We start from the raw sequence: 26,538 nt of genomic DNA on the forward strand, positions 1-26,538 counted from the left end.
CTTTTACCCGCTCCGCGGGTAAAAGCCTGCTGCGCAGGCTTCCAGGGAACCTCTGCTCTGCGCGCAGAGGGGAAGCGAACCCCCGCGCTGCGCGCGGGGTAACGGAGTGAGACTCCTCGCGTTGCGAGGAGTGGGCTCTGCGCTGCGCTCCGAGCCTTGTGTTTCCTTCCGTCAGGAATTTTGCTATATCCGTAGGTTGAGTCAGTGCCTTTCCGGCTCTCCGCTTCGCTTTGAGCCAGCGGCTCCCTCGTCGCTGCGCTCCTGGAGGGAGCCTTAAGAGTCCGTTCGCTGCGCTCCCGGACCTGGCCCGCGTTCGCGGGCCGCTGGCTACAGATTGGGGAGGGGTCGGTCGTTTCCTTCGGTGAAAACTTTCGGTGGATCCGGGTTTGGGGTTGGTGCCTCCCGGCATGGAAATCACGGTGGTTGCGCAGCGGAGTGCTCGGCGGGTGTGGTGATGTCAGTTCCGCTTCGCTGCACAGATATCCAGGTGGTGCTGTCACCCGTGTTGTCAGCCTCGGGGCGTGTACCAGGGTACGAGGCGCAGCAGGAGGTCGAGGGTGTGACGGGCAGCTGCGCGGGTGGCCGTGGTGGGGGCGAAGGCCGCGGCGAGGGCGAGGGTAGTGGTGGTAGCGCCGAGCGCGGCCGTGAGGATGAGTAGGACGTTCGTCAGGTGGCTGGGGTGCTGGAGGGCGCTGGCGATGAGGAAGGTGAGGAGGACGGTGGCGAGTCCGGCGGCGGCCTTGGTTCGGATGCGGTTTCGGTGCTCTGGGGTCATGGACGGGCCTGCTGTCTGGAGTTGGCGGATGTCTGGGTAGTGCCGAGACCAGTGAGCCAGAACCGTGGGTTCGCAGAAAATTGCACCTCTCGGGGTTGTAATGGTGGGCATGGCACGAGGGGCGCCGAGTCCGGCTGATCTGCAGGTGGTCCGTGAACTGGCTGCGCGTGGATCGGGGGTGACGGTAAGCCAGTTGGAGAGCTGGCGGCGGGCGGGGCTGCTGCCGCGGCATCGGCGGCGAGGGCTCGGGCGGGGTCGGGGGTCGGTGGTGGATGTGGTCGATCCGGTGGTGGTGGAGAGTGCGGCGGTGCTGGCGCGGCATCTTCGCCAGGGGCGGGATCGTCGGCTGACGGTACTGGAGTGGTTCGCCGAGGCGGGCGCGCCTGCGTTGCCGGGAGCGGTGCGGGTGCCGGAGCCGCCGCTGACGGCGGTGCGGGAGGCTGTGGTCTGGGTGCTGCGGGGCACCGTGTCTCATCGGCTGCTGGAGCTCGCACGTGGCGCGGCGGGGGCGGGTGAAGAGGCCGCCGATGCGCTGTATGAGGTTGCTGACCGGCTGCTGGCGACACGGCCGTATCGCGGGTCTGCAGATCCCGCTCTGGTGCGCGCGGCGCTTGAGGCCGATGCGGACGTGCCGGACGGGCCGGACTTCAGGGGGATGGTGCACCTGGTCGCGGCGATCGGTCTGGGGGCGCAGGAGGTGGGCGGGGATGTGCTGGCCGAGGCGTTCGGCGCCTTTGCCTTGTTCGGGCTGACGGCCGAGGACTGGGCGCAGATGCTGGGGGCGGTTGAGCGCGGTGAGAGTCCGCCGGTGGACTGGGGACTGCTTCAGCAGCACGCGGACGTGCTGGGGCTGATTCAGCAGGCCAGCGATGAGCAGTTGCTGCGGGCCCGGACGGTGCTGCTCGGGCTGCGAATGTTCTATGGGCTGCACGTGATGCATGCCCTGTTCATGCCGGACACCCCGGCACTGGCCGCGCTGCGGGCGAAGATCGACGAGCTGGGTGTGTTCCCCCCTCCTGGACCACGTCATCGCCCTGAGCCCCTCCCCCACGCACTTCGCCCAGGGCCTGGCCATCGGCCTCGAGCCGCTGTTCGACGGGCTCTACGAGACGCTCATGGAGCAGCTCGCGGCAGAGCCAGGCCTCTTCCAGGTCCCCGGCGACGAGACCGGCGCAGCTGGCTTCATGGAAACCTGGATCCGCACTCTGCACGGGCAGACGGCAAGAGCCCGGGAGCGGGTGGATATGAGCGGTGAGGAGCCTTAGGAGCTGTGGATGCGGGATCTCTGCTTTTAGGGCTGGGGACGCTCATCCCGGCGAGGCGGTCGCCTGTCCCTCTGGCGAGTTCATTCGCGTCGCTGGTGTGGCGGCCGCGCCCGCTACGCGAGCCCGCCTTTGTTCCAGGGACGCCACTGCCTGCGACCGACCGCCGGGGTCTCGCACCCTTCGACAGGGGGCTCCTCCCGTTCTCCTGCTACGTGGGCCTGGCCGAGCACGGCGGCCTGCACGGCCGGCCAGTCCTGCGTGCACCACCAGCGGAACAGGTCGACGGAGGCGATCACGGGGAAGGGGAGCGCGTCGACGACCCTGCGCTGGTACACCTCGGCAGGGCGCTCGGCGGGGTCGAGGCGGTGCTGGTGGTTGACGATCAAGGCAGCGCAGGTGACAGGCTGACCGGGTCGCAGGTGTGGCCATTTGTCCAGATGGCGTTGAAGCTGCGAGATCAGTTTCTCCCCGGGTGCCCCTGCGGCGGCCTTCACCTCAACCAGGCATGTGGCTCCGTTCAGCATGGCGAGCAGGTCTGCTGACAGGGTGTCTCCCAGTTCCTCGTCCAGGTCGGTGACGGTGAAGCCGGCGGCACGCAGTACGACGGCCACCGCGTCTTCCAGCTCGCTGCCGGTGCCGTAGAGCAGGCCGTTCCGTACGGGTTCGGCCTTCTGCCTCGCCTGCTTCAGGTCGTCTTTCAGGCGGGTCTTGTCCTCCAGGTAGCGGCGCTCCAGCTCTTCGAGGGAGGTGCGTGCTTGTGTCTCTGCGGGGGTCTCCAGGGCGGGGTCGACATGGTGGTGTGAGCGGACGCGGCGCAGTGCGGCCGGGACGTGCTCGGGAAGGGCACGTTGGACGAGCCAGTCGACCACCTGATTCCAGTCGATCCCGTCAGGGATCACGTACCAGATCTGCTGGCCGTCGCCGGACGTCCAGCGAGCGACGACGGGCTCACCCAGGCTGTCGACGAGGATCGGCACCAGCTCGCCTTCGGCCTCGTGAACCGTTGTTCCGCGCGAGCCCTCCATGGTGGTCGCCTGTACGGTCATCGCCCACCAGGGGGCGCTGGGAGGGCGGTTGAGCAGTCTCAGGCCGAGGTCGCGGTCGGCCGCGTCCAGACCGGGCGCCAGGGAGACTTCCGCCCCCGCGAGCAGGCGCTCGCCGACGATCGCGCCGGTGAAGTGGCGGAAGTCCACGCGGCCACGGGGCCGGCCGAAGACCGACCACACGCGGTCCTCGTCATCGTCCGCCGTGCCCATCGTCGCGATGATGAGCGCGGGTTCGCCGCGCGAGGCCGCCCCGGACAGGAACCTGTCGTATTCGTCGGCGCCGTTGCCGGAGAAGTAGCTCGGGTTGATGGCGGCGGCGCAGGTGCTGGTGTCCATGCCGAGCCAGCGCGGCTCGGCCCCGTGCTTGGTCCAGGAGATTCCCGCGTACTTGGCCGAAGCCGTGAAGCGGTCGCGTACGTAGTCGTTGGTCTGTGGACCGGGCTCCTCCATCGGGGCGGGGTCGTGGACAGCGATGTGTACGGGGACGAGTCCGTTCGGAGACGAGGTATGCGCGGCCATAGCCGAACCGTAGCGGGCCGGTGTGACAGCGCCGCCGACAGAGCACAGCCATGCTCGCGCCGGGGGTACGAGACCGGTAGCCGTTGGTCGAGTGGGGACCTGCCAGCACGTCCAGCGGCAGGGGAAGGGGCCTAGTCTCTGGCGGCCGCGTTGTCGGCGGCCGACGATGTCCTGGAGGATCACTACGGGGGTGGGTATGGAGCTGACGGCGTTCTTCAGCAGCGGTGACGGATGGGCGCAGCCCTGGGTGCTCGACATCGAACTGGTCGAATCCTTGCGGTTCGGTCCGCCGGCCGGGCATACCGACCTGGACGTGGCGATCGCGCTGACCCGGCTGCTGCACCACGATTTCGTCTCCTATGGCACCGACGGCCAGGGCCGGCATCTGGACGACGAGAGCGTGCCCCTGGTCATTAAGGCGCACCGCGCCGTCCTCGAGCGCCTGGCCCTCGAGCCGCCCGCCTGGCCGTTTCGTACCTTCGACGGGCCGCGCGGGTTCGGCAGCTACTGGCGCGCCAACGATATGAGCGGCAGTTGGAAGGCGCGGCGGGACTGCATCGAGCAGATTCTCGGCCCTACGCGGGACGCGCTGGAGGACCTGCAGGAGCTGGAGTATGAACGGCGGTTCACCAGGGGGCCGTCGGGCAGCTTCAAGAACCTGATCTTCGCCGCCGACGGGGTCAAGCCGGAGATCGTGCTGCGGGACGCGGTGAACAACGAGGTCGAGATCGTCCGTCACGCCGACACGTGCTTGGTGTTCACCGACCCGCTGCCACCTCACGGGCTCACCTGGCGGCAGATGGTCGCCTGGTGGCAGAAGTACCACCAGCCTGGCGCCGATGAGAAGACTGCCGCCGAGGGGCTGTACCGGCGTCTGTACCGGTCGCTGGACTCGAAGCCCGAGCAGCTCCTCATGATCACCTACTGTGCCCGGTATGCCGAGGAAGGAGGTTTCGACCTGCCCGCGCTGATCCCCCAGGTCTACCTGCACTACGACCCCTACACGCGCAAGAGCGGCAAGCAGTCCGGCGCGCTGTACCGGCAGCGAATGGACTTCCTGCTCCTGGCCCCGGACCGCTCCCGCATCGTCATCGAGGTCGACGGAGTGCAGCACTACGGTCGGCCCAACCCGCCCGACGAGCAAGGGCGCATCACGCATACCGCGGTTCCGCGGCTGTACGCGGAGATGGTCGCCGAGGACCGTCGGCTGAGGCTCGCCGGATATGAGATCTACCGCTTCGGCGGCTGGGAACTCACCGCCCCGGGCGGCAGGCAGCTGTTGGAGTCCTTCTTCACCAGTCTCCTCGCGCGGCACCAGAAGCCGGCGCTGTGATGGGGGCCCGCCGCAGCGAAGCTGCCCTTCGAGGGGACGTGTACGGTCGCCAAGATGAATCGAGATGCAGCCTCCGATCCGCGTCGGCTCGGCGTGCCCAGGGAAGTCGTGGACGAGGGCGCGCGTACGCTGCGCCATGCCGTCGAGTCACTGGACGCCTTCGTCGGGAGTCTCACCGAAGGCACCGCGGTCGAGGGGATGTCGCCCGCCGATGCGGGCTGGGTCAGTTCCTCACATCACCGGCACCGCACAGCACGTTCCCGGTTGTGGGCGTGGGCGGGCTGGAGCACTCAGCTCACCCTCGGGAACATCGTCGATCACGTCCAGGCGATCGAGCGGACGCTGGTGGGCGAGCCCGTGGCCATATGGTCGCTCGTCTCGCTCTCCCGCGTCGTGCAGGAGGGCGCCATCCGGGTGTGCCATCTCTACGAGCCCGGTCTCAGCCCCGAGCAGCGTGCGGTGCGCATCGCGGCCGCGTGGCTCAATGGGGCTCGGCAGCATCAGGTCGCGGCCAAGGACGTCGGCGTGCAGGCGGTCCCGGAAGCGGAGAAGATCTGGCAGTTGGCCGAGCGGACCGTCCAGCGCGCCGGAATGAGCATCGGCCTGGACAAGCGGGGTCACCCGAGCTCGGCCGTGCTGGGGGCGGTCAAGGCGCCGTTCAAGGTGGACCTCACCAACATCGCCGCGAAGCGGCCCACGCATCTTCCTGCTTGGTACCGCATATCCTCCGCGGCCTCCCACAGCACCGTGTGGATGGTCGCCCAGGCCTTCGCTTCCGACGAGGACGACCAGCCGGTCATGCGAGCCGATCCGGAGATCGTCACCGCGGCGGTGCTGGCCGTTCTGGGAGCGTTCGAGGACTTGGTGCAGACGCTGGGCGACTACTACGGCAAGGACCCGCACCAAGCGCTGCTGACCGTCCGCCGGCGCACCGTGGCGGTCCTCGACCGTCAGCGGAAGTGGCGGCAGCAAGCGCAGGACGATGCACGCCTCCTACTCGGCGAAAGCGGCACGTGATCCCCTCGTGTTCCGTACCGTCTTCGCCGCCCCGCTGGTATCGGTCCTGGTCGCGTGGGCCTGGCTCTGAGGAGATGGTCAGGGCCAGGCCGGCAGCGGGAAGGCCGTCAGAGGGAGACGAAACGGCAGTGTTCCGGCTCCAGCTCGAGTTCGATCGCGGGCCCCGGGCCAGCCACCCGGCGCAAAATCGCGCTGGAAGGGTAGGTGGTGGTGCCCCAGCTGCCCTGGGCGCCTGGCCGGTCCAGGACGAGGACCCGGTCGCTGTAGTCGGCCATGCCGGCCGGCAGGTGCGCGGCGGTGACCGGGACGTCAGGGTCGTCCGGGTCTTCGGTGACGACCTGCGAAGTGACCAGGACGGCCAAGTTATATTCGCGGGCCAGGGAACGGAGTTCTGCCATGGTCGCGGCGGTGTCACGCCCCTCGTCGGTGAAGTCGCTGAAGTGCCAGAGGGAGTCGACGACCCACAGCCTGAGCGTAAAGCCTCTGCGGGCTGCGGCCAGCAGGCCGGCTCGAAGGCTGTCGGGCGCGCTGGTACCCACATGCGCGCCGTGCCGGAGCAGAGGGGTGGCGTCGAGTTCGGGCACCGCGGTGGCCTTGAACGTCTCCCAGCCGCCGGGAGGCACCTGCGAACGTACGTCGAATCCGTATCTGGCGGCGATGACCTTCTGGGCCAGGGCCTTGCTGGTGATCTCCCCGGAGGTGAACAGGGCGCCGATGCGCTGCTGTGCGTTGTGCAGGGCGACGTTCAGCGCCAGGGTGGAGCGGCCGGCCGTCGGCAGTGACACCAGTGCCGTCACCGTCCCCGGGGCAAGGGATGCAAGCGCGGCGGCGTCCGCGCCCCACGGCCAGAGGCACCGCGGCGGCACGGGGGGCTGTGTCGTGGGCAGAGGGCTGGTGGCGGGTGTTGTCCGGATGGCGCTCGCAGTGGTGACTTCGCGGGTCAGGAGGTCGACGGCCGCTGCTCGTCCCTGGGCGTCGAGGGGGGTGGGCAGGCGGCCGGCGGCTGCGGCTTGCCTGACGCGGCGCAGTGCTTCCTGGTAGCCGCATCCCACGGCGGCGTTCAGATCCTGGGCGATGCGCTGCTGGTGGGTGATGTTCCGGGTCATGACAGCTCCTGCGCGCTGGCTGTGCCGTCCCACCCCGGCGTGCCAGGTGCGCGGGACGTCACGGTCATGTCTGCGGGCACCGCTGTTCACGCCTTCCGAGCGGCCGCTCAGGTTCGCCTTCGGTCAGAGGTGGGTCTGGGCCGTGGCACGCGCAGACGAAGCACGTGCCGTAGAGGATAACCAGTTGCCCGAGGTGGCCGGAAGGGCCGGTTCACGCCACCGGCGGGCCCGTTGTCGGGGCCTGTGACCGGGGTGGTGTTCAGCTCGCTGGGGACGAAGGGGCGCGGCACTCGCCGGTGTAGAAGGCGAGGAGTTGCGAGCCGTCGTCCAGGACGCTGCGGGGCTCACCGGGTTCTGCCGTCCTACGTGTTCGACCATCTGAGCGTGGACCGGGTCCGCCGGTAGACGCGTCGCCGCCCCGGGCCCGCGTCTGCGGTCATCGCGTCCGTCGGCGCAGGAGGATCTTGAGCGTCTCGCGGGCGTCCCTGCGCCGCTCGGGGCTCCGCGAGACAACCGAGACAGCCGCGACCGAGGCCACGCTGGCGGTGTAGAGGGCGCCGGTAAGAGCAGCGAAGAGGGCGGTCTCGGTGAGCAGGGTCGGCAGCGTGGACATGGTTGAGGTGCCTCCAGGGTTGAGTCCGGGTCGGTCGCCGCCCGGGCACCTCCATCAGGCCACGGCGCAGGGCGCAGTAGGTTCAGGGCTGAAGAAACCGGAAGAAACCTGAAGGAACGAAGTCGAAGGGGGTCTCGATGGCGGAGGCGAGGGGCGGGGCTTCGCCCCAGGAGACCGCCAAGCAGGAGTTGGGCGTCGCGCTGCGCTCGGCTATGGCCGAGCGGGGGTGGCGGGCGGCGGACCTTTCCCGGGAGTCGGGCGTGGTGGCACCCACTCTCTCCTCGATCCTCAAAGGTGCCTCTGCCGGTAACAGCGCGAGCTTCAACGCGATCCTGGACGCTCTCTGCCCGCCCCCGACGGCACAGGCACCCGGCAGACACTTGCGTCAGGAGGAGAAGGAGGAGCAACAGAAGCTCCGGCAAAGAATCCAAGGCCTGTGGGAGGACGCAACTCGGCGGGAGCCTCGTCCTGGGCGGCAGATGGAACGATCGGATTTGCCACTCGATGCGTCTGGAACTGCTGGCCGACCAGCCGTGCGCGCAGAGGTCCCGGCAGCCGAGGTCGCCGAACGCGCTGCCGTAGCGGCTGAGCGCTTTCAGGCACAGCAGGAGGTCGTGGACACCTTCGACAGGGCCGCCACCGGTGTCTTGAGTGACGCCCGGGAAGCCTATGAAGCCTGGGTGGGGTTGCCGGAGTCCTGGCCGGACGTCGAGGACGCGCTCAACGCGCTTTGCCGCACCGGGCCGCAGGACGTGATGGCCGACGTGGTGAAGGCCGCCCGGGAGGTCCGTCTCCTTCTCATCTTGCTACCGCAGTCTGCGGCCTGCTGCGCTGCGATCCATATGCTCGACGCCGAAGATCGAGCAGCCCTCGACCAGGTCGCGATCGCGGTCCGATGGGCTGACGGGGCTATCAACGCGCATGTACACGCTGCGGAGGAGCGGGCCCGGGAGGCGATGACGAAGGTTGACCGTATGGGGGGCGGCTTCCTCTGGGTGCACCTGCGGGAGGGGGAGCTCCTTGAGGCCATGCGGCCGCGGTACCAGAGGGCGATCGCAGCGGCGGACGTAGCGTTGCGGGAGTTCCGTTCCCTGGTCAGCCGCCGCCTGTTCGCACCGTACCTAGCGGACTCGGAGTAGCTGCGGCGCGTACGGCACGATCCCGGACGAGCTGCCGGTCGGCCCGCGGTCTCAGCAATCGCCCCAGGGGTCAGCCGAAGGCGGGGACGGGGTTCTCATCCGTCCAGTCGCCGTCGAAGAGGGCGGCGACGAGCTGCGCCTGCTCGGCTTTGATCTGACCGGTCCGCATCTTGGTGCGGGTCTTGGCGAACCAGGGGCCGATCTTGACGGTGTCGCCGTCGACGGTGATCGTCTCGCGGGCAGTGGGGGCGCGACGTTCGCGGTGGAGGAAGAGTTCGAGGATCTGAACGGTCTGGGCGAAGGTGCGCCGCGTTGTGGGGCGGGGTGTGAGATCGCTGGTGGCGGGTGTGAGGTTCAGGGCGGCCAGGAGGCGGTGCTGGCCGGAGTCGAGGGTGGTCCAGGCGGTGAGCTGGCGGGCGGCCCAGCTGCCGAGGTTGATGGTGCCGACATGGGTGTCAGGGGTAAGGGGCTGGCCGGTCTCGATGTGGCGGCGCGCCAGGTGGTATTTGCGGTGCCAGTCCGGGCCGTGTGGGAGCTGCCAGTCGGGGTCGACGGCCGCCAGGTCGGCGGCGCGGGCGGTGTCGAGGCGGCCGCGTGTGGCGAGGGAGCGTTGTTCGGCGAGCCAGCCACCGAGAGCGGTGGTGGCGGGGGCAGCAAGGTGGCCGTGCGCGCGGTGGTAGTCCGCGGCGGCCGTCAGGCGGGCGCGCCACGCGGCGGCGTGCTTGTCCCAGATCATGCCGAGCGCGTCGAGCTCGGCAGTCCAGTCGGGTTCGAGGCGGCCGGCGGTCGCGGCGTCGCGCATGGTGGTGATGAAGCGGCCGAGTTCGAAGCCGGCCGGATCGGTGTGGTCGGTGGGAACGTCGAGGTGGCCGTAGGCGTCGTGGAAAGCCTGGGCGGAGGCGAGGCCTTCACGGCGGGTGCGAGTGAGGGCGCCGCGGGGGTTGAACGCGATGAGGTCCATCGCTTGGGCGATGCGTTCGGGGTGGATCGTGTAGTCGAAGTGCCAGCGGTGCTGGATGAGGCGGCTGGTCTCGGTGGTGAGGCGGTTGGCCTTGTTGGGGAGGCGTTCGAGGATGCGGTGGTCGTGGCTGGCCAGGGCGGTGGTGATGGCCCAGACGGGTTCGTAGGGAGTGCCGAGGATGTTCTCGGGGTCGTCGGCTGGCGGAATGTAGACGGGGACGATGAGGCTGGCGGTCTTGCCGGATACGTCCAGGCGTAGGGCGCGACCGAGGCCTTGGACGCAGCGGGTGATGCTGCTGGTGGGGTCGGCGAAGACGACGGCGTCGACGCTGGGGATGTCGATGCCTTCGGCGATCACTTTGGCGTTGGTGAGGATCGCGCGGGGTGAGGCGGCGAAGCGGGCGAAGATGTCGGTGCGCTGGTCGGCGGTGTGGTCGCCGTGGACGTGGAAGACGTCGGGGTCAAGGCCGGGGAAGCAGTCGGGGTCGGCTGTGCGGAGGCGGCGCAGGGTGTGGGGCAGTTCGCGGGTGAAGCGGATGGAGTCTTCGACGAGGTGGAAGAAGACCAGGACCCGGCGCATGGAGTGCTTGGTCATGGCGTTCAGGACGGCGAGGTGGAGTGCGGTGGTGCGCAGGGCGTCCTCGGGGCCTGTGCCGGGGGTGGTTGTGCCGGGGGCGGGGAGGTTGAGGCGGGCGCGGAGGTCGGTGTCGGTGACGGTGGGGACCACGATGCGGTAGTCCGCGGCGACCCCGTCGGCGATGGCCTGTGCGAGGGGGTACTCGAAGACTTTCTTTCCGTAGACGGTCTCGTTGTCCATGCTGTTCGCCGCCGCGTCCGTGTCCGGCACGGGTGTGGTGCGAGGTTGGCGGCGGGCGGTACTTGCGGACTCGGTGAGGTTGGGAGCGGCGAAGCTGCGTGGGGTGGCGGTCATGTAGAGGCGGCGGTCGGTATGGATCCGGGTCGCGTCGTTGATGACGGCCCACTTCTTGTCCGCCCGGCCGGCGATGCGGTGAGCCTCGTCCATGATCGCGAGATCGAAGGGTGGCACGGTGTAGCGGGTGTGCTGTGTCGCCTCGATCTTGTCGAGTGAGTCGTAGGTGGAGATCACTGTCAGGGCGGGGAGCTGGTCGTCCCTCTCCCCCACGACCGACATCAGCGCCGCAAGGGCATGCGGGCTGCTGGTGGAACCGACTCGGCGGGCAGCGAGCGCGTCGTGTGCCGTGGTGTCCATCGAGGACACGATCACCATGTGCTCCAGGTGACCGTCACGGCGCCACGCGAGCGCGGTCTGCGCGGCCAGGTCCAGCGTGGGCACGACAACCAGGACCAGGCGGGCGCCGAGCTCGTCCGCGGCCCGGATCGACGCCAGCGTCTTGCCTGTCCCTGTCGCTGCCACGTACAAGGCCCGGGTATGCGGGCGGCGCAAATGTCGGACCACCGCCCGCAGGCCGCCCTCCTGGTCCGGACGCAGCACGGGACGGTCGGCGGGACGCCAGACGGTGGGCTCGACCGATGTGACCATGCCCGCCATCATCCCGTATCGAATCGGAGCGGACCGGTGGGTGATCCAGAAGCTCCCCGCCCGGCGGACGGCCTGGGGCCCAAAGTCGTGCGCGGTCTGCCGTCAGCTGGATCATCAGCTCGGCAGTCCGAAGGCCGCAATCATGGCGGTGCAGCACGGATGCCTCGTGCACGATCCCCCGTCTTTCCTCAGCCCAGCGCATCCCATCGGCTCGTGGCCGTGACCCTCGCCGCTCACACCTCTCCCGGCAGCACGACCGGCGTCGCAGAGGCCGGTCACCTGGCGCGCATGAGCAGGCTCGCGCGCCTCGATCTGATGGACGCTGTGGAGCTGCTCGTCGCCCGTCAGGCTCTCGGCTCGTGGAATCTCGACCCGTACACGGACGACCTCACTTGGATCACCGGCTCGCAGCGATCCCCGGCAGGTACAAAAAGCCGCCTGTAGCCGACCCGCGCCGGGTGCCAGGCCGCACCGCGGGGTTCACGTGGCTCATCGACTCGGCATGTGTACGGAGTCATGCGGGGATGGAGGCCACGGTCCGGTGTGGCCCTGTGCGGATGATGCTGCGGGGCTGGTGTCAGGTCGCAGGGGATCGGATCTGCTGGCGCCGAGCAGCATGTCGATAATGGCGCTGTTCTCTTGGTAGATCCTGCCCTCGACGCCACTGCGGTCGCGGGGAGGTTCATGGTCGTTCGTCTCCCTGCCGGCTCGTGGAAGTCGGCTCCAGTCGGGCTCGGAATCAGCAGCGCTGCGGTGTGCGGCATCGTCCATGGCGACGAGTGTGGCGCGGTAGCGATCATGGACCGTCGCGGCGATGGCGTGACCCCATGGGTCGTGGTCCCCGGCGTATTCGAGCGCCAGGCCAGCGTCGCGGGCGAGAGCGAGCAGGGTGTGGTCGACGGCGCTGAGGGTTCCCCTCGTGCAGGCGAGTGGTCTGGTGACGCCGCGTTCGAGTGCTTCGTCGATGAGGGAGACGTTCTCGACGACGAGCAGTCTTTGGCCGGCCTGGAGAGTCGGGGGGTATGCGGTGAGGTCGTGCAGGGTGAGGTGGACGGGGCGCCGGTCCTTGTAGGCGAGGTTGAGCGCTCGGTCGCTGGGACCGTCGCCGGTGGCCTGGACGTTGAACAGCAGGACCGTCTGGGACAGGCGGTCGGCGACGATGCCGAGGCGGGCCAGGAGCCCGCGGTCGCCCGCCGGCGTGTCGGGCTGTTCTGCGTTCAGGAGGTCGCGGGCCAGAAGGACGAGTAGTGCGCCGCGGCCGTTGTCGTTGAGGTCGAAGTAATGGGGGTCGGCGGCGCAGTGATGGGCGAGGCGGGCCAGTGAGAGCCGTCTGGGCAGGGGCAGGACCGCGTGGGCGCGCGCCAGGGCGTCGATGAGGAAGCGCCGTTTCTCGAGGGTGTCTTCGCTGATGCCGTAGGAGCGCAGGCGCTCGTTGAGGAGTGGGGCATCGGGCAGGGCGTGCGCGGCATGTGAGTCGATTTCTGTGCGCAGGCGGCGGGCTGCTGTGCGCGTGCTGGCGGTGTCTGGGATCTGGAGGCCTGCGGCCTCGATGAGGTTGCGCAGGTCGTGGTGTGTGTGTCCGAGGGCGGTCAGGAGTCGGGGTACGGGGATCGTCGTGCCGCTGTCGCCGGTCCGTAGAGGACGGCGGCGTCCTTGAGGCGTGGTGTGGGCGAGCCAGCCGGCGATGCGTGCCCGGGCGGGCCGGGTGAGGGGGACGGTGACGGTCTTGATGGTCTCGGGGGCGTCTCCTTGGGCCAGGCGGTCGGCCAGGGACTGCCAAAGGGGCCGGATGTCGGGATCATGGAGGTCTGAGGGCATCAGGCGCTCCCTTCAGTCTCGGGCTGCTCGTGTGGTCGCGGTGCGGGGATGCTGGCGTGGATGCGGGTGGTGTGTGGTGTGCCTACGCCGGTCCAGATGCTCGGGATGGTGTAGCGGGCGGTGCGGGTCTTGTGGATGCGGTGGATACCGATGGACTGGGTCTCGGCGACGAGGAGCGGGCGCATGGAGGGCAGAGTGACAACGGCGTCGAAGTCCCAGATCCGCAGGAGTTCGAGGAGTTTGCGCAGGTTGCGTGAGTCGAGGGCGGCATCGAGTTCGTCGATGAAGACCATGTGCGGCCCCTGGTAGCCCTCGGTGGAGTAGAAGGCGTGTGCTGCCGCGAGTAGCGGCAGCATGGTGACCAGTCGCTTCTCTCCTCCGGAAAGGCTCGCGAGGGGGTTGTTGCGGGTGGTCAGCGTGCGAAAGACCTCGGCGTCGCTGGTGGGGTCGTCACGGAAATCGTTGTGGGTGAGTGCGATCTCCCAGGTAAACCAGTTGCGGTAGTTGAAGACGTGCTCTACGCGTTTGGCCCATGTGGGGTGGTTGGCTTCTTCGTTCTTCAGCTGCTCGATGAAGAAGTCGTACATGCGGTCGAAGTTGCCTGTGAGGTCGACTGCCTGGATGAGCTGGAGTGCTTCGGTGGCGATCGGGTCGTTCTTGGGCTGCCACTGGAGGCGGATTCCGACTTTGGCTACGCCTGTCCGGACGCCGTCGAGGGTTTTGGTGATGTCGTCGACGATGCTCTGGGCCGTGTCGATGCGGGTGTTGATGTCTCTGCGGAGTTCGGAGAAGACAACGCCCTTGACTTCGTTCTGCACCTGTTCGCTGAAGTCGTTTTCCAGCGTGGTGATGGTGTGGGTGAGGCCGGCCAGGATGGCGCTGAGCGGCTGCATGTGGGGTTGCGTGGCGCCGGCTTCGCTTGCGTGGCCGAGGTGGGTGACGGTGATCCGCCGCCAGGTGGTGCCGGGGATGTCCTCGGAGACGACGTGCCGGTTGATTTCCAGGAGTCGGCTGAGGTTGTGGCGAATGCGGCGGTCGAGTTGTGTTCTGGCTTCGCTCTCGGCTGTAGCTGCCTGTTCGCGGGTCGGCGCGAGGCCGAGGCCTCGTTGTTCCATGACGGCCCGGGCGATGTCGAGTGCCTCGCCGGGATGTTCGGGCCGGTGAAGGCTCTCGCTGTCTGCGAGTTCGGCGACCAGCCCGTGGTCGAACAGCGCCTGCAGTTGAGTCAGGGCCGCTGCTCGTCCTTCTGCCGCGGCCGCGACGCGCGCGGTACAGGCCACGGTCTCGTCGCCTCTGCGCGAATGGTCAAGGCGGGCCTGCTGATCGGCGTTCCGGCGTTCGGCAAGGCGGGTGCCAAGGTCGTTCTGTTCTTTCAGGCGTTGTTCGAGTTCGGCGGAGAGCTGCTGGTACGGACGCTCATGCTGGCGGACCTCCTCGTCATGGCGGTGGCGCGCATGGTCGGCGGCGCGTTGATCGTCGCTGGCACGTCGGCGAAGTCGTTCCGCCTGCTCTTTGGCGGCGGCGGCATTGCTGAGGCTGCCCGCAGCGGTCTGCGCGGTGAACTGCGCGCGCATGGCGGCGTCGCCCCAGCCGGAGAGGGAAGCAATGAGCGTCTGCAGGCGGCTGCGGTAGCGCCCCAGGGCTTCGGCTTCTACCGGGAGCTCGGCGACGCCATCGCGCGCTGTGGAGTGCAGGCGGGATACGGCTGTACTGAGCAGGCGTGTGCGGCGGCCGAGTGCTTCCTCGGCTGCGGTCGCTTCCTTCGCCGCCTCCTGGGCGCACCGGTGGGCCCGGCCGGCCGCTTCCTGGGCTGGGGCCAGGAGGTCGAGTTCGCCCGGGAGGTTCCTGCGGTCCTGTTCGGTTTCGTGTGCGGCTTGTCGTGCACGGCTGAGTGCGTGGTGTGCTTGGGCAGCCTCAACCCGAGTCCTGTCGGCGTACTCGTTGGCGGCGTGCAGGGTGCGAGTGGCTGCGATCGCGGACTTTGTGGCGACGGTCGTGGTGGTGAGGTGCCCGGCCAGCTCGGTGCACAGCGCCAGGGCGGCTTCCGCGGCCTGCTGGTTCATGGTGAGGCTCGCGTTGGTGCAGGCCTGCTGTGCGGTGCGAGAGGTGGACTGCCGGTGCTCCTCCACGACGGCGGCGGCGTGTGCCGCGTCGCCGGCGGCGGCGTTCTTGACCTCGGCTTCGAAGGCGGTGGTGGCGGCGGCTTCTTCAGCGCTGCGCCACGGTACCGGGTCGGGGGTGGCCTGCTCGCGATCGGCGGTGGTCAGGTCGCGCTTGAGGGTGTCGACAAGCGTACGGGTTGCGGCGAGTGCCGTTGTCGCGTGGTGACGTTTCTCGTTGAGGTCGGCGAGGAGCTGCTGGCGAGCGCGTTCGCGGGCTGCGGCACCGATGTGGCAGGCGTCCCAGGTGGCAGGGGACGCGGCGGCCAGGGGGCCGATGTATGCGGTGCCGTCCAGTCCGACGGCTGCCTGCCCGGGCAGCGGTTGTTCACCGGGCTGCAGGAGGCGGATTCCTGCCAGGATCCGTCGGACCAGTGCCGGGTCGAGGGGGGTGTGGGAGTCGGGCACCAAAACGTCGGCCAGGGACGGTCCTTGGTGCTCGGGGGTGAGGGTGAGGGTGATGTCACCGACTGCCATTTCGCCTGTGGGCGAGATCCAGGCGTCCAGGAGTCCGGCCGCGAGCAGGGCTCCTTCCAGCCGGCTGGCTTCGTCGGGCTGGAGGTGCTGGGCGAACTCGACGGCCTCCCACAGGGGCGTCCCGGCCCGGCCGTGCCGCGAGGCCCTCCAGTCCGGTGGGGTGGGAGGGGTGCCGACCTGACGGGCGTGGCGGATCTTCGCCTCGAGGTCTTCCAGGGATGCGCGGTCTGCGTCCAGGCGCAGTTCTGCTTCGGCAAGTCGGCCGGAGAGGGCCTCCACGGCGCTGCGGTGCGCTGTCGCGGTGTCCTGGGCGAGGTGGTGCGCCGCGTTGAGGTCAAGGGGGCCATCGGTAAAGTCCGGCAGGCGCAGGCCGGCCGGGTCGAGGATCTTCAGGTCGTGGGCCCATGCGTGAACATGGCGTGCCCAGGTGTGTGCTTCCTGGTCCGCGGTGCATCGTGCGTCGCGGGATGTCTCCTCCGCGGCGTCTGCGAGGGCTTGTGTCTTCTGGGCCTGGGCGTATGTGGCGGTAGCCCGATCCTGGGCGCGTGCGGCGTCGGTGAGGTCGCGGGCGGCTTGCCGAATCAGGAGCCGGCGGCGGCCGAGGTCGCTGTGGGCGGTCTCCTCCAGGGTGTCGAGGAGACATTCCTCCTGGTCACTGGGCTCCGTGTGAGTGGTGGACTTCGGGCGTGGGGGTGCGGGGCGGGTGACCTCGCGGGCGGCGTGTACGAGGTCGAGCAGGGAGCAGGGGGTGTCGGTCAACGCATCGGCTTTGTTGCTCAGCGCGTCTGCGATGGACGTGGCTTGCCTGACTGCTCCGGCCGCGAGTTCACTGGCTGTGGTGGCACGCGCGGACGCTTCGTCCGCAGCCTGGGATCGGGCATCCGCGCGTTCCTCGCAGGCTCTGACGTCGAGCTTCGCGAGGGCGTCGGCGGTCTGGTCGTTGACCCAGGCGCGGATGGCAGTCGGGTCGAGCGGGGTCGCGTCGCCCAGGTCGTCCGGGAGCGCCGGGAGTCGCTTGAGGTGGGTGCTGTAGCGCGACAGTGCGGTGCGGGTGGCCTCCTCGGCCTGTTCCAGCGCGTCGGTCGCATCCTGTGAGTGTGCTTCTGCTGTTTCGGCGTGCTGCCGCTTGTTCTCGTAGGTGTCTTGAGCGGCGCTCTGCTCGTTCTGCTCGTTGGTGAAGTGCTCCAGCGCTGCCTGAACACGTTCGGCCGCCTGGGACTGTGCCTGGCCCCATGCTGCTGCCTGTTCGCGGGCGGCTACGGTGGCGCCGTTGTCGGCAGGCTTCTGGTGCTGCTGGGTTTCGCTGAGGACGCTGGCCAGCGGCTCGTGAAACGCCGCGGCGCCCAGGTCCCCGGCGAGTCTGCCGAGGTCGTGTGTCGTCTTGGCCCAGGCCGCCAGGGCTTGGTCGGCTGTCTGCTGGTCGGCTGCGCTCTGTGCCTGGCGCTCTTGGTGGATGGCTTGTGCTTCGTCGGCGTGCTGCAGGCTGTCGGAGGCGCGCTTCTCGCAGTCCTGGGCGTGGCGGCTGAGGTCTGCGAGGCTCGTTCCGGGATGCTCGTTGAGCCGGTTCTCGAGGGTGCGGATTGTGCCGCGTAGTTGCTCTGCTCGGTCTTCGTCCTCCTGGAGGGCTGCGGCGGCCTCTTTCTGTCGCTGTTCTGCGAGGGTCTCTGCGTGGAGTGCCTGGTCGCGGGCGGTGACGGCGTCGGCGTGCAGGGTGTGGAGGTTTGCGTAGGTCGTAGCGGTCGTGGTGGCGGCAGCGGCGACGTAGCGGCGGTAGGCGGTTCGGACCTCGGACAGGATGCCGCGCTCGGTGTGTGCCGCTTGCAGGTGGCCCTGGAGCTGTTCGGCCTTGCTCAGAGCGTCGGCAAGGTTTTGGACGCGGCGGGTTTCGAGGGCGGGCAGTGCGGAGGTAAGGGTCTCCTCCATGATCCGGGGGCTGATCTTGTCTCCGGCCTGGACGCTGCGCAGGGCGCGCAGGACGGTGGCGAGGGCGTCGGTCTGGGTGCCGTCCAGCGGCTGGTACATCAGCTCGCGGACTGTCTCCGGATAGTCCTCTTCCTTGCGCAGCACAGAGGTGTGGTCCCGGCATTGCTGTTCCAGGCGGGGGGACGAGGTGAACAGCAGGCCGTCGAATGCCTCCAGCTGGGCGGCGAGGTCGGTGATGGTGACGGGCATGCCGTCCCGTTCGAGGATGAGCTGGGCGTGGACGCGGGCGGGGACAAGGAACCACGCCCGGTCCAGGGTGTTGCGCTGGCCTCCGCCGCTGTGCAGCCACAGACCGGCGGTGAGCCACCGCGTACGGGAGTGCGGGCCGTCGGGGTCGGTTCGTCCGTACTCCTGCCACCAGGTGCCGCTCTTGGGCGGTCCTGGCCTGCCTAGCGTGTGGATGGCGGTCAGCGTTCCGGCGGCCTCTGCCGCGGCCGAGAGGTTCTTGGCGGTGACGTTGCCATCGATGAAGGTCGGGAACAGGACGGCGCTGGTCAGGGACTTCCCGGAGCCGTTCATGCCGACCATGGCGAGGCTGCCGCCTGCGTAGGCGAACTGCTCGTTGGTCCAGAGCCAGGAGTTGACCGCTCCGGCCCGGGTGGGCTGCCAGCGCCCGCGTGCGGTGGGGTGCGGGTCGAGGGTCGGTACATCGGTGAAGGCTCCGGCCGCGTCGGCGAGGAGGCGGTGGCGGGGGGTGTCATTCATCTCGGCTGGATCCCTCGTGAGCTTCGGTAGCCGGGTGCGGGCGGGGCGCGTCGGTGATGCTGAGTCGCCAGAGGTGGATGGCGGGGGTGGGCTGCCAGCCGGTGCCGGGCGGCGGGTCGGCGGTGCACGCGCCGATGGAGAGCAGGTGGTGTACCGCGGCGGTGGCGAGGGTTCTGGCCTTGCCTGTGCCTTGGTAGTTGCGGGCCCACCACGGTCGCTGTCTGAGGTGCTCGGCGAGTACGTCGGTGGTCCAGTGGAGGCCGAACCAGGCCATGGGGTCGTCCCGGCCTGTCAGGGCCTCGAGCAGGAGCAGGGCTGCTTGCTGCTCGACGGTGCGGCTGCGGGGGAAGGTGAGGTCCGTGGTGTGTCCGGCCGGGTCGGTGATCATCCACCAGTCCTGGCGGACCGTGCAGGCCAGGCCGGCGGCTGCGGCGACGTTCAGGGCCTGCTCGCGGCCGCTCCACGAGGAGAGGTAGGCGCCTGGCCCGGTGGCGGGGTCGGGCGCGATCCCGGGGTTGTCCAGGACGGCGCGCAGTGCCGTGTGGCGGTGGTGGCGTGCCGTGTCGACGGGGAGTGCGTCCTCGGGCGGGGGTGCCTGGTCTGGGCAGAGGGCGGCGATGTGGCTGTCGGGGGCGTCCAGGTCGATCGGGAGGAGTGAGGGTGCTGGGCAGGCGATCAGCAGGGCGAGGCGTTCGCGGCGTGCGGTGATGGTCAGGTCTGCGTCGATGTCCTGTTCGAGGACGTTCAGGGGCTGGTCGGAGGTGAGGAAGTGCCAGGACTCCAGGAGGCGCAGGGCGTCGATGAATGCCATGCGGTGTGCGGCGGCGGTGGCCTGCTTCTGTCCTGCGGTGGCGACCGGCTGGAATCGGGGAAGTCGGCCTGTTGAGGCTTCGGTGCCGCATGCCTGGATGACGGCGCGCTGGAGGTGGTTGAAGGTGGTCTGGGTGGCGCGCCACATCTGCTCGCAGATCAGCGCGGTCAGGATCTGTACGAGAGGAGAGACGGGGGTGCGGGCGGACGGCTTGCTGCGGTGCAGGAGGGGGACGCGGCCGGCGGGTGGGTCGTAGTGGCGTTTGTAGAGGCGGCCGATGCCTGCCGGGCGTTCGATGTGGAAGCGCCAGCCGGGGTTTTCGCTGAACCAGCGGGTGATCTCGTGTCGGTGGTGGCAGGCCAGGCGGAACTGTTCGGGGTCGTCCTCCTCTGCCAGGATCTGGTGGCCCAGCAGTCTTGCCACGACCGGCTCTGCTTCGGGGCTGAGCGGTGGCTGGTCGCCGGTTGGGGCGGGGGGTGTGGTGGTCATGCCGCTTCCTCTCCTTCTCGCGGCGGGGTGCATCGAATGCGGATGAGGAAGTCGGGGGCGATCAGCTCTCCTTCTTGCAGCACGACGCTCACCGCGTGACCTGGCGTGCCGATCCACAGGGTCAGTTCGGCCCCGACCGTGGCGGCTGTCCCCGTGCCTGTTGTGTCGTCGAAGCTGTTGAGGGCTTCCTCGATCAGGTCCACGAGGACTTCGGCGTGCGCGGTGTCCAGTCCGGTGAAGTGGGTCAGCGGGACCACTCCGGGCGTGGCCAGCGCTCTGGCAATCGATTCCGTGCGGGCGATCTCGGCTTCGTTGGCGGCTTCTGCCGCTCGCCGCTGCTCGGTGAGGTCGGCGACCTTGCGGGGTGCGCCGGTGGAACGCGCACCGCGGTCATGGGGCCGCAGGACCAGCTTGATGGTGCGGCTGCCTGCGCTGCGGGTGGTGTGCAGTGGGGCGAGGGACTCTTCGACGGTCTCCACGGGATGGCGGGCGGGCCAGATCCCGAAGGCCGCGGCGAACACCTGCTGGGTGCGGGCCTCGGTGGGCTGGGCGTGCAGCATCCGGGCGATCTGGCGGAAGTCCTCGCCGACGTCGCTGCCCCGGGCACTGGCGTAGAAGCGTCGGTCGATGGCTCCCAGCAGGGCGTGGATGGCGTCCGCCGCCGCGTTGACCAGGCGCTCGATCGAGCCGTGGGGTACGAACCATGCCTCGAGGTCGGCCAGGTCCCGTTCCCGGTCGGCCGTCCACGCTTGTCGTTCGGCCGGGTCGAGGATGCCGGCACCGGCGATCGCGCGGTGGACGACGTTCTTGGTGCCGACCTCGGCCAGTGCGCCGAAGGCCGCCCTGACCTGGTGGAGGGACTGTTCGGTGCGGCGTGCGAAGTGCTGCAGGGCCAGGAGAATGTGGCGGCGGCTGGTGATGAACACCGCGTCGTCGGTGACGTCCCCTTGTGCGAGGGAGCCGACCGCGCTGTAGAAGTCTCCGCCTGCCTCCTGGAGCTGCTCCAGGTGTGCGCGGACCTGGTCCAGGGTGGGGTCTAGCATTTCGGCGTCTTCGTGGTACTGCTGCAGCAGGATCTGAAGGGTCTGCTCGACGGCGTCGAGCAGACGCGGTGGAAGCCGCAAGGACCGGTGCAGACGGCGGGCGATGTCCCGGATGCCGGCCACGACCACCCGGCCCTGCCGCGTGAGCGCCCACGCCTCACGGCGCCGGCGTCCGTCACTGAGGCTCTCGACGGCCGCGGTATGGTCGACGCTCGGCGTGACGTATCCGTGGGCCTTGAGGACCTCGAGGACTTCGACGAGGTCTTCGTTGCCGGCCGCGTTCTCGTAGCCCACCTCAACCAGCAGCTTCCTGATGTCGGACAGCGTCCACATCGGGCCGCGGCTGCTCGCCACCAGCAGAGCGGCGAGTACGGCGCCGGTCAGTCGCTGCTTCCCAGCCTGTCTGTCGTCGGTGAAGACGTCGAACAGGCCGGTCTCCACAACGCTCCACCAGTCCTCAGCCACGTGCGCTGGCCCTCCCCTTTCAACACGCCCTGCTGCGAGTGCCGTTCAGCGCGGCCCGCGCCCTGGACAGGGGCGAGCAGCCCCGTCCGGCGGTCCGGACGCGACGACTTCAACGACGGTAGAGGAAGGGTCTGACAATCCAACTTAATAGAATATATAAGCGACATTTAGCACATGCGTGCGGACGCAGGGACAGGCCGGCCTTACCGGCCAAGGCCAAGGCCGGTCTGCGACGTTCACAGCGGGGCCAGTGCAACGACCAGGAGCAACCCCAGGCGCGGTCCATCGCGATATGCCGCTTGCGACTGTTGGCTGCTGACCGCTGTCGCAGTCGCGCAAGACGGCGGGGACCGAAGCCGGCCAGCCTCACCGACCGCGTGTCGACGACCGCCGTGGCCGGCTCCGCCCCCCCTCCCGCTGGCCCACCTTGCAGCGCAACCGGTAGTGGGTCTCGGCTAGTTGGCCCCCCTGCCGACAGAGAAGGAAGGCGGCCCCGGCCCGCGGGGATGCCATGCCCGCTGGCACCGGCCGTCAGAAGATCCTCCCTCGACCAGGATGCGTGCCCAGGCAACGCTCCTCCGAGCAGGCAGTACCGGCGCCTTCGCTCTGCCCCACGGCACGGTGCGGAAGCCGCTCGTGGACAACGGCTCCCGCACCGTGCCGTGGGCGGTAGAGGCCGGACGGCCGGATACCGGCCCTGCCCACCCCGCACTTGCGGGCGGGGCGGTCCGGCGGTCAGCCCGCGAACCGCCGAATGGGCGCGGCCCAGGAAGGTTCCGGCGCCGCCCACCACGCGCCCGCTTCTTCAGAGGCGCCGGCTGGGAGCGCTGCTCCCCGGAGTTGCTCCGGTTCGATGCCCAGGGCGGTCAGTGCGGTGATCTGCAGCGAGGTCAACTGTGCGGCGCCGCTGCGGTGCTTGGTGATCCAGCGGTTGAGGAGGACCTCGTCGCCGTGGAGGTTCTCCCGGTGTCCGGCAGGGACCTGGAGGTGGCCTTCGCGTCTGTGGAACTGGCGGGCGGCTTTCAGCCCGCGGTGGAAGGCACGGGTCCTGGGGTGGGAGGCCGGCAGGAGCAGCATGCTGTGGGGGTGTGTGCTGGGGTGCTGGGCTGCGAGGTCGCTCAGGAGTCGGAGCTGCTGGGGGTGCAGGTCGTGTTGGCGTGCGATCTGGTGGTCCAGCCAGGTGGCCGGGGTTTGGCCGGATACGGGTGTGGGCGTGGCTGTCTGGTGAGCGGCTTGGAGGCAGACGTAGGTGTAGTCGTGCTGCCATTCGGTGCCCCAGGGCGGGTTCCACCAGGGGTCGACGGCTTTGAGGGCTTCACTGCGCGCGGAGTGCATGCGGCCGCTGTCGGCGAGGGCGCGCTGGCGGTGGAGCCAGCGGTACATGGGACCGTCGCTGGTGCTGGGGGCGGTGGTGACGGTGAGGGTGCCGTGGGTGTCGGCGAAGGCGATGGCCTGGGTGAGGCGGCTTTCGAAGCTGCGCGGGGGGTGGGGCCAGGATATGTGCAGGGTTTCCAGGGCGAGGGCCCGGTCGGGGGCGAGGTCGCCTTTGGCGTAGAGGGAGCGCTGCTGTCCGATCCACAGGCCGAGGGGGTAGTTGAAGGGGTCTGTGTATTCGCTGGGAACGTTGAGGTGGTGGTGGCGCTCGTAGTAGCCGACGGCGGCTGCCCAGCCGGTTGCCCATACGCGGGTGTCGACCTCGTGGGCGCGCAGGCCGGTGAGCGGTGCGATCTCGGCGGCGCGCTCGGGTGCCGGGGGGAGGGGGTCTGCGGCTGTGTCGCGGTCGGGGTCGCCGAATCGGCGCCAGAGTTGGGAGTCGTGTTCGCGCAGTCCGTTGAGGACCTCCCAGAGGATTCTGTACGCGGACGATTCGAGGGCCTTCTCGGTGGTCTGGCGGCGGCCGACGTAGATGGGGATGATCAGGAGGGCGACCTTGCCGGCGCCTGGGGGCTGGCGCAGGGCGCGGCCGAGGGCCTGGATGATGTCGGAGGGGCTGCGTTTGGGGTCGGCGAACAGGATGGCGTCGGCGTCGGGTACGTCGACGCCTTCTCCCAGGACCCGGACGTTGGACAGGACGGCGCCATCGACGGCGCCGGGGATTCTGGTGCTGTTGGTGAGCAGGGGGATGTTTTCGAACTCGGCCAGGCGGTGGGCGCGTTCGCTGGTGGGCTGGCTGCTGTGGAGGGGGTAGGTCCACAGTTTCCGGATTCCGGTGCTGCGGGTGGTCGCGGCGACGGTGTCGGGGAGGGTCCGGCTGAACTGGTGGGCGTTGACGATGCGGCTGTGGAAGGTTATGACGCGGCGCGCTTTGTGGGTGGCCATGGCGCGCAGGAGGCTGACCTGGAGTGCGGACAGGCGCAGTCCGTCGATGTGCCGTGTGACCCCTGGGGTCTGGAGTACTGCGCGTAGTTCCTCGTCGTTGATGACGGGGACGACGATGCGGTAGTCGGCGAGGATGCCGCGGTCGATGGCGTCGGCCAGGCCCAGGCGGTAGACGACGGGTCCGTAGATGGTGGGGTCGTCCATGGATGCGAGGGGCTCGGGTGCCTTTTGCGGGCCGGTGGTCTTCCGGCGGCTCTTCGTGGGGTCGGGGAGCGCCCAGGTGCGGGGGGTGGCGGTCATGTAGAGGCGCCGCCGGGCGGGGATGGCGGCGTTGTCGTGGACGGCGGCCCATTGTTTGCCGCTGTTGCCGCTGCTGCGGTGGGCTTCGTCGATGATCACGATGGACCAGCGCGGCAGGCGGTGCTTCTTGTGGGCGCGTGTGAGCGCGGGCAGGGAGGAGTAGGTGGCGAAGACGACGGTGGGTCCGCAGTTTTGGGCGATGAGCTCGGCGATGCGGCGGGGCGCGGTCGTCAGGGGGAGGCGGACGGTGCCGGCCTGTGCGGGGGTGAGGGAGCAGACGCCGAGCATGTTCTCGACCACGCTGTCCCGGGCCCAGTGAGCTGCGGTCTGGCTGATCAGGTTCAGCGAGGGGACGACCACGAGAATGTTGCCGTCGTTTGCGAAGTGTTCGCCTACGCGCATGGCGGTGAGTGTCTTGCCGCTGCCGGTGGCCGAGATGACGGTGACGCGGGACATGTGGGCGAGGCTGCGGGCAGCGGCTCTGAACGCGTCGCGCTGGTGGTCCCGCAGCTGGATGGCAGGGTGTGTCATGGGGCTGCGGGCCTTCGGTCGGGGCGGCTGTGCGGGGCAGTGCACCGGGGGTGTGGTGCAGAGCACTGCCCTGGCACCATCGACTTTGCGTCAGCTAAGTAGTCTGTTCCAAGTCATCGCGCCTCGTCGTTGCCGAGATCACAGTCCGGTACGCGGGGGCGAAAGGGTCGGGAGCGCGGGCTTGGAGGGGTGCGGTGCGGGAGCACGTGCGGGCTCTGCCGCTGCGGTCGCGCTTCGTGGCCGGGGAGTCGACCGGTTCCTACGTGACCCGGCTCGCCTCGCGCAACGGGCTGACGGTCGGCCGGTTGCTGGACAGTGTCGGTGAAGGACTGTCGGCGGCGGAGGTCGATCCGCGGTACACGGAGCTGTATGTGAACCGGGCGGCCCGGGAGCGTCTGGCCGCGCTGGCCGGACGTCCTGTCGAGGAGCTGGTCCGGGCGCTTCCCAGCCTCGGCGAGGAGTATCTGCTGTCCGACGGGAAGTCGGGGCAGCCGTTGTGGAGGTGGCCGTGGGAGCCGCGTGGCGGGTATCTGGTGCGGGGGTGCGCGCTGTGTGCTGCCGCGCGGGATGCCGGTGATTCCGTGTGGCTGATCAGTCCGGACACATGGCAGATATGCATTCACCACGGTCGCTTTACGGATAATTCGCGCGACGACCGGGAGCTGTTCATCGACCTGTCTCGCGGACCGCACGTGCTGGAGGCGGAGCGCCGCCGCGTGGATCTCGTCCGGACCCTCGGGCCGGCGGGGCGGGCTCTGGTGGCGGACGCGTTCGGTGTTCTCGCGCACGAGTTCCGACGAGCACCGCGGCTGGGCACGTCCCGTACGACGCCGCTGGAGCTGCTGCCGTCCGTGATGAGGATCGCCTCCGTGATGGTCTCGGCCGAACGCCGGCGGCTGGCGGGGCGACTGTCGTCCCCGGAGTTTGAGCAGTGGCTGCAGCAGGCGGCATCCGGGCTCGGTCATGGCTCCGGTTGGGGCCTGAGGGCTTGGAGGGCGCAGCACCCCGCTCTCGGCGCACCGGTTCCACGTCCTCAGCGTGGCACCTATCTGCCCCTGGCCGCACCGCACGAGCAGGTCGGCGGCATGCAGTCGGTCGACGAGCTCTCCTGCGTGCCCTGGAAGGTCCTGGCTGATGTGGAACGTCCCTATGGATAGCAAGAGGGGTCCCGGTGCCCACAGACCGGGGAAGCACTGCAGCCTCACGTTGAACGAGCAGGAATGCCTGCCCACAGACATCGACGTGCGGGTGCACTACCGCAGTGCGGCAGGCCGCACGCTGGTGCACGAGCCCGGTCTGCTGCGCGATATACCGCTGGAGGAGCGTGCACCGCTGTCCGAGCCGCATGCCTACCGGGGGCGGCGGTCCATCCTGACCGACTGGTTCTGTGCGACGAACGGGGTGACCGTGTGGTGTTCCAGCACGGTCCAGATGGACGCGGCGATGCTTCTCGACTTCGATGCGGACATCGCCTGCTTCCAGTCCGGAGTCGCCGAACTGCACTGGCAGCACGAAGGACGGCAGGGGACGGTACGGCCAGCGTTCTTCGCGCGCACGCACGACGGCCGGCGGTTCGTCATCCCGCACCGCCTGGCGGCCCGGGCGGCCGAACTGGAGGAACGGGTGCTGCGTCATGCGGCGGCCGCGGCCGGATGGCAGATCCGTCCCCTTCAGGTACCTGAAGGCGTACTGCACTCCTCGCTTCGGAGCATGGCGCACTTCCGCGGTGCCGAGTTCGCCCCGGGGACGCAAGCCCGGCAGGTGCTGCTGGACGTCTTCGCCGTGCCGCGCCCGCTGCAGAAGGGTGCCGCCGTCTCGGGCCTGGGGCTGCCGGCAGCCGGTCACATCTGGCATCTGCTGTGGACGGGCACGCTGGACTTCGACCGGACGCTGCCGTTGCTCCCGACCTCACGAATATGGGCAGTCCCGGTAACGACCACTCCTGGGAGGACAACGGATGACGCCGGTTGGACCGCTGGCCGCGGCGGCGCAGCAGAGCGGGCTGCCGCTGGGTGCCCGGGTGCGGTGGCAGGGCGGAACGTACCGTGTGGTGGCACTGCAGGGCGCCGAGGTGCAGCTGGGCTGTCTGGACGAGCAGGGGCATGACGTCCGCGCCCTGGTGGCGGCGGTGGTCGGCGCTGAG

At 69.3% G+C, this 26,538-nt stretch carries 17 protein-coding genes; 7 read left to right on the forward strand and 10 right to left on the reverse strand.

The genetic code is table 11. From position 1 onward, the window contains the following. Positions 1 to 508: 508 nt before the first annotated feature. Positions 509 to 775, reverse strand: a complete 267-nt coding sequence (locus tag ABT112_RS17380; protein WP_030391044.1) for a hypothetical protein — start codon at positions 773 to 775, stop codon at positions 509 to 511. Between the two features lie 265 nt (positions 776 to 1,040). Here ABT112_RS17380 and ABT112_RS17385 point away from each other — a divergent pair, with 265 nt between their 5' ends. Then, positions 1,041 to 2,030 (forward strand): amino acid adenylation domain-containing protein, encoded by a 990-nt coding sequence (locus ABT112_RS17385; protein WP_351510418.1) that lies wholly within the window; start codon positions 1,041 to 1,043, stop codon positions 2,028 to 2,030. Positions 2,031 to 2,153: 123 nt separating this feature from the next. Here the strand turns inward: ABT112_RS17385 and ABT112_RS17390 are convergent, their stop codons facing one another. Then, a complete protein-coding gene (locus tag ABT112_RS17390; RefSeq protein WP_351510420.1) occupies positions 2,154 to 3,605 on the reverse strand; it encodes a hypothetical protein in 1,452 nt (483 codons plus the stop codon). 196 nt (positions 3,606 to 3,801) lie between these two features. Here ABT112_RS17390 and ABT112_RS17395 point away from each other — a divergent pair, with 196 nt between their 5' ends. Next, entirely contained in the window at positions 3,802 to 4,938 is a 1,137-nt protein-coding gene (locus ABT112_RS17395; protein WP_351510578.1) for a hypothetical protein, read from the forward strand. Positions 4,939 to 4,992: 54 nt separating this feature from the next. Beyond that, positions 4,993 to 5,955 (forward strand): hypothetical protein, encoded by a 963-nt coding sequence (locus ABT112_RS17400; RefSeq protein ID WP_351510422.1) that lies wholly within the window; start codon positions 4,993 to 4,995, stop codon positions 5,953 to 5,955. Between the two features lie 107 nt (positions 5,956 to 6,062). Here the strand turns inward: ABT112_RS17400 and ABT112_RS17405 are convergent, their stop codons facing one another. Continuing rightward, the gene (locus ABT112_RS17405; RefSeq protein ID WP_351510424.1) at positions 6,063 to 7,061 is read right to left on the reverse strand and encodes a DnaB-like helicase C-terminal domain-containing protein; all 999 of its coding nucleotides are present in this window, start codon (positions 7,059 to 7,061) and stop codon (positions 6,063 to 6,065) included. Positions 7,062 to 7,497: 436 nt separating this feature from the next. Next, on the reverse strand, positions 7,498 to 7,674 hold the full coding sequence (locus ABT112_RS17410; RefSeq protein ID WP_351510427.1) for a hypothetical protein: 177 nt from the start codon (positions 7,672 to 7,674) through the stop codon (positions 7,498 to 7,500). Positions 7,675 to 7,811: 137 nt separating this feature from the next. Between ABT112_RS17410 and ABT112_RS17415 the strand changes: the two genes are divergently transcribed. Then, on the forward strand, positions 7,812 to 8,813 hold the full coding sequence (locus ABT112_RS17415; protein WP_351510429.1) for a helix-turn-helix domain-containing protein: 1,002 nt from the start codon (positions 7,812 to 7,814) through the stop codon (positions 8,811 to 8,813). A gap of 70 nt (positions 8,814 to 8,883) precedes the next feature. On the opposite strand, the gene ABT112_RS17420 is transcribed toward ABT112_RS17415, so the two are convergent. After that, positions 8,884 to 11,295, reverse strand: coding sequence for a DEAD/DEAH box helicase (locus ABT112_RS17420; RefSeq protein ID WP_351510432.1), 2,412 nt, complete (start codon positions 11,293 to 11,295; stop codon positions 8,884 to 8,886). A gap of 213 nt (positions 11,296 to 11,508) precedes the next feature. Here ABT112_RS17420 and ABT112_RS17425 point away from each other — a divergent pair, with 213 nt between their 5' ends. Then, positions 11,509 to 11,739 (forward strand): hypothetical protein, encoded by a 231-nt coding sequence (locus ABT112_RS17425; RefSeq protein ID WP_351510434.1) that lies wholly within the window; start codon positions 11,509 to 11,511, stop codon positions 11,737 to 11,739. Positions 11,740 to 11,784: 45 nt separating this feature from the next. Here ABT112_RS17425 and ABT112_RS17430 read toward each other — a convergent pair whose 3' ends face one another. The 5 genes from ABT112_RS17430 to ABT112_RS17450 all read right to left on the reverse strand — a co-directional run bounded on the left by ABT112_RS17430 (position 11,785) and on the right by ABT112_RS17450 (position 24,395). Beyond that, positions 11,785 to 13,113, reverse strand: coding sequence for a DUF2399 domain-containing protein (locus tag ABT112_RS17430; RefSeq protein ID WP_351510436.1), 1,329 nt, complete (start codon positions 13,111 to 13,113; stop codon positions 11,785 to 11,787). Continuing rightward, positions 13,113 to 18,437, reverse strand: coding sequence for an SbcC/MukB-like Walker B domain-containing protein (locus ABT112_RS17435; protein WP_351510438.1), 5,325 nt, complete (start codon positions 18,435 to 18,437; stop codon positions 13,113 to 13,115). The genes ABT112_RS17430 and ABT112_RS17435 overlap by 1 nt, the downstream gene beginning before the upstream one ends. Next, positions 18,430 to 19,737, reverse strand: a complete 1,308-nt coding sequence (locus tag ABT112_RS17440; RefSeq protein ID WP_351510440.1) for a DUF2398 family protein — start codon at positions 19,735 to 19,737, stop codon at positions 18,430 to 18,432. Before ABT112_RS17440 ends, ABT112_RS17435 begins: the two co-directional genes overlap by 8 nt. After that, complete coding sequence (locus tag ABT112_RS17445; protein ID WP_351510442.1) at positions 19,734 to 21,245, reverse strand: DUF2397 family protein; 1,512 nt, start codon at positions 21,243 to 21,245, stop codon at positions 19,734 to 19,736. The genes ABT112_RS17440 and ABT112_RS17445 overlap by 4 nt, the downstream gene beginning before the upstream one ends. A 735-nt stretch (positions 21,246 to 21,980) precedes the next feature. Further along, positions 21,981 to 24,395: a DEAD/DEAH box helicase gene (locus ABT112_RS17450; protein ID WP_351510444.1), complete on the reverse strand. Its 2,415-nt coding sequence runs from the start codon at positions 24,393 to 24,395 to the stop codon at positions 21,981 to 21,983. A gap of 194 nt (positions 24,396 to 24,589) precedes the next feature. Here ABT112_RS17450 and ABT112_RS17455 point away from each other — a divergent pair, with 194 nt between their 5' ends. Beyond that, a complete protein-coding gene (locus ABT112_RS17455; RefSeq protein ID WP_351510447.1) occupies positions 24,590 to 25,552 on the forward strand; it encodes a TniQ family protein in 963 nt (320 codons plus the stop codon). Positions 25,553 to 25,601: 49 nt separating this feature from the next. Further along, positions 25,602 to 26,501 carry a hypothetical protein gene (locus tag ABT112_RS17460; RefSeq protein WP_351510449.1) on the forward strand — a complete coding sequence of 300 codons (900 nt, stop codon included), beginning with the start codon at positions 25,602 to 25,604 and terminating at the stop codon, positions 26,499 to 26,501. The last annotated feature ends 37 nt before the right edge of the window (positions 26,502 to 26,538 follow it).

Origin of the sequence: Streptomyces sp. NPDC002055 (genome assembly GCF_040296705.1) — a bacterium.
Classification (GTDB): domain Bacteria; phylum Actinomycetota; class Actinomycetes; order Streptomycetales; family Streptomycetaceae; genus Streptomyces.

What these genes read in the sequence shown, in the direction of transcription:
- ABT112_RS17380 (WP_030391044.1), bottom strand. Translation starts at nt 775, where the DNA reads ATGACCCCAGAGCACCGAAACCGCATCCGAACCAAGGCCGCCGCCGGA.
- ABT112_RS17390 (WP_351510420.1), bottom strand. Translation starts at nt 3,605, where the DNA reads ATGGCCGCGCATACCTCGTCTCCGAACGGACTCGTCCCCGTACACATC.
- ABT112_RS17395 (WP_351510578.1), top strand. Translation starts at nt 3,802, where the DNA reads ATGGAGCTGACGGCGTTCTTCAGCAGCGGTGACGGATGGGCGCAGCCC.
- ABT112_RS17400 (WP_351510422.1), top strand. Translation starts at nt 4,993, where the DNA reads ATGAATCGAGATGCAGCCTCCGATCCGCGTCGGCTCGGCGTGCCCAGG.
- ABT112_RS17405 (WP_351510424.1), bottom strand. Translation starts at nt 7,061, where the DNA reads ATGACCCGGAACATCACCCACCAGCAGCGCATCGCCCAGGATCTGAAC.
- ABT112_RS17410 (WP_351510427.1), bottom strand. Translation starts at nt 7,674, where the DNA reads ATGTCCACGCTGCCGACCCTGCTCACCGAGACCGCCCTCTTCGCTGCT.
- ABT112_RS17415 (WP_351510429.1), top strand. Translation starts at nt 7,812, where the DNA reads ATGGCGGAGGCGAGGGGCGGGGCTTCGCCCCAGGAGACCGCCAAGCAG.
- ABT112_RS17420 (WP_351510432.1), bottom strand. Translation starts at nt 11,295, where the DNA reads ATGGTCACATCGGTCGAGCCCACCGTCTGGCGTCCCGCCGACCGTCCC.
- ABT112_RS17430 (WP_351510436.1), bottom strand. Translation starts at nt 13,113, where the DNA reads ATGCCCTCAGACCTCCATGATCCCGACATCCGGCCCCTTTGGCAGTCC.
- ABT112_RS17435 (WP_351510438.1), bottom strand. Translation starts at nt 18,437, where the DNA reads ATGAATGACACCCCCCGCCACCGCCTCCTCGCCGACGCGGCCGGAGCC.
- ABT112_RS17440 (WP_351510440.1), bottom strand. Translation starts at nt 19,737, where the DNA reads ATGACCACCACACCCCCCGCCCCAACCGGCGACCAGCCACCGCTCAGC.
- ABT112_RS17450 (WP_351510444.1), bottom strand. Translation starts at nt 24,395, where the DNA reads ATGACACACCCTGCCATCCAGCTGCGGGACCACCAGCGCGACGCGTTC.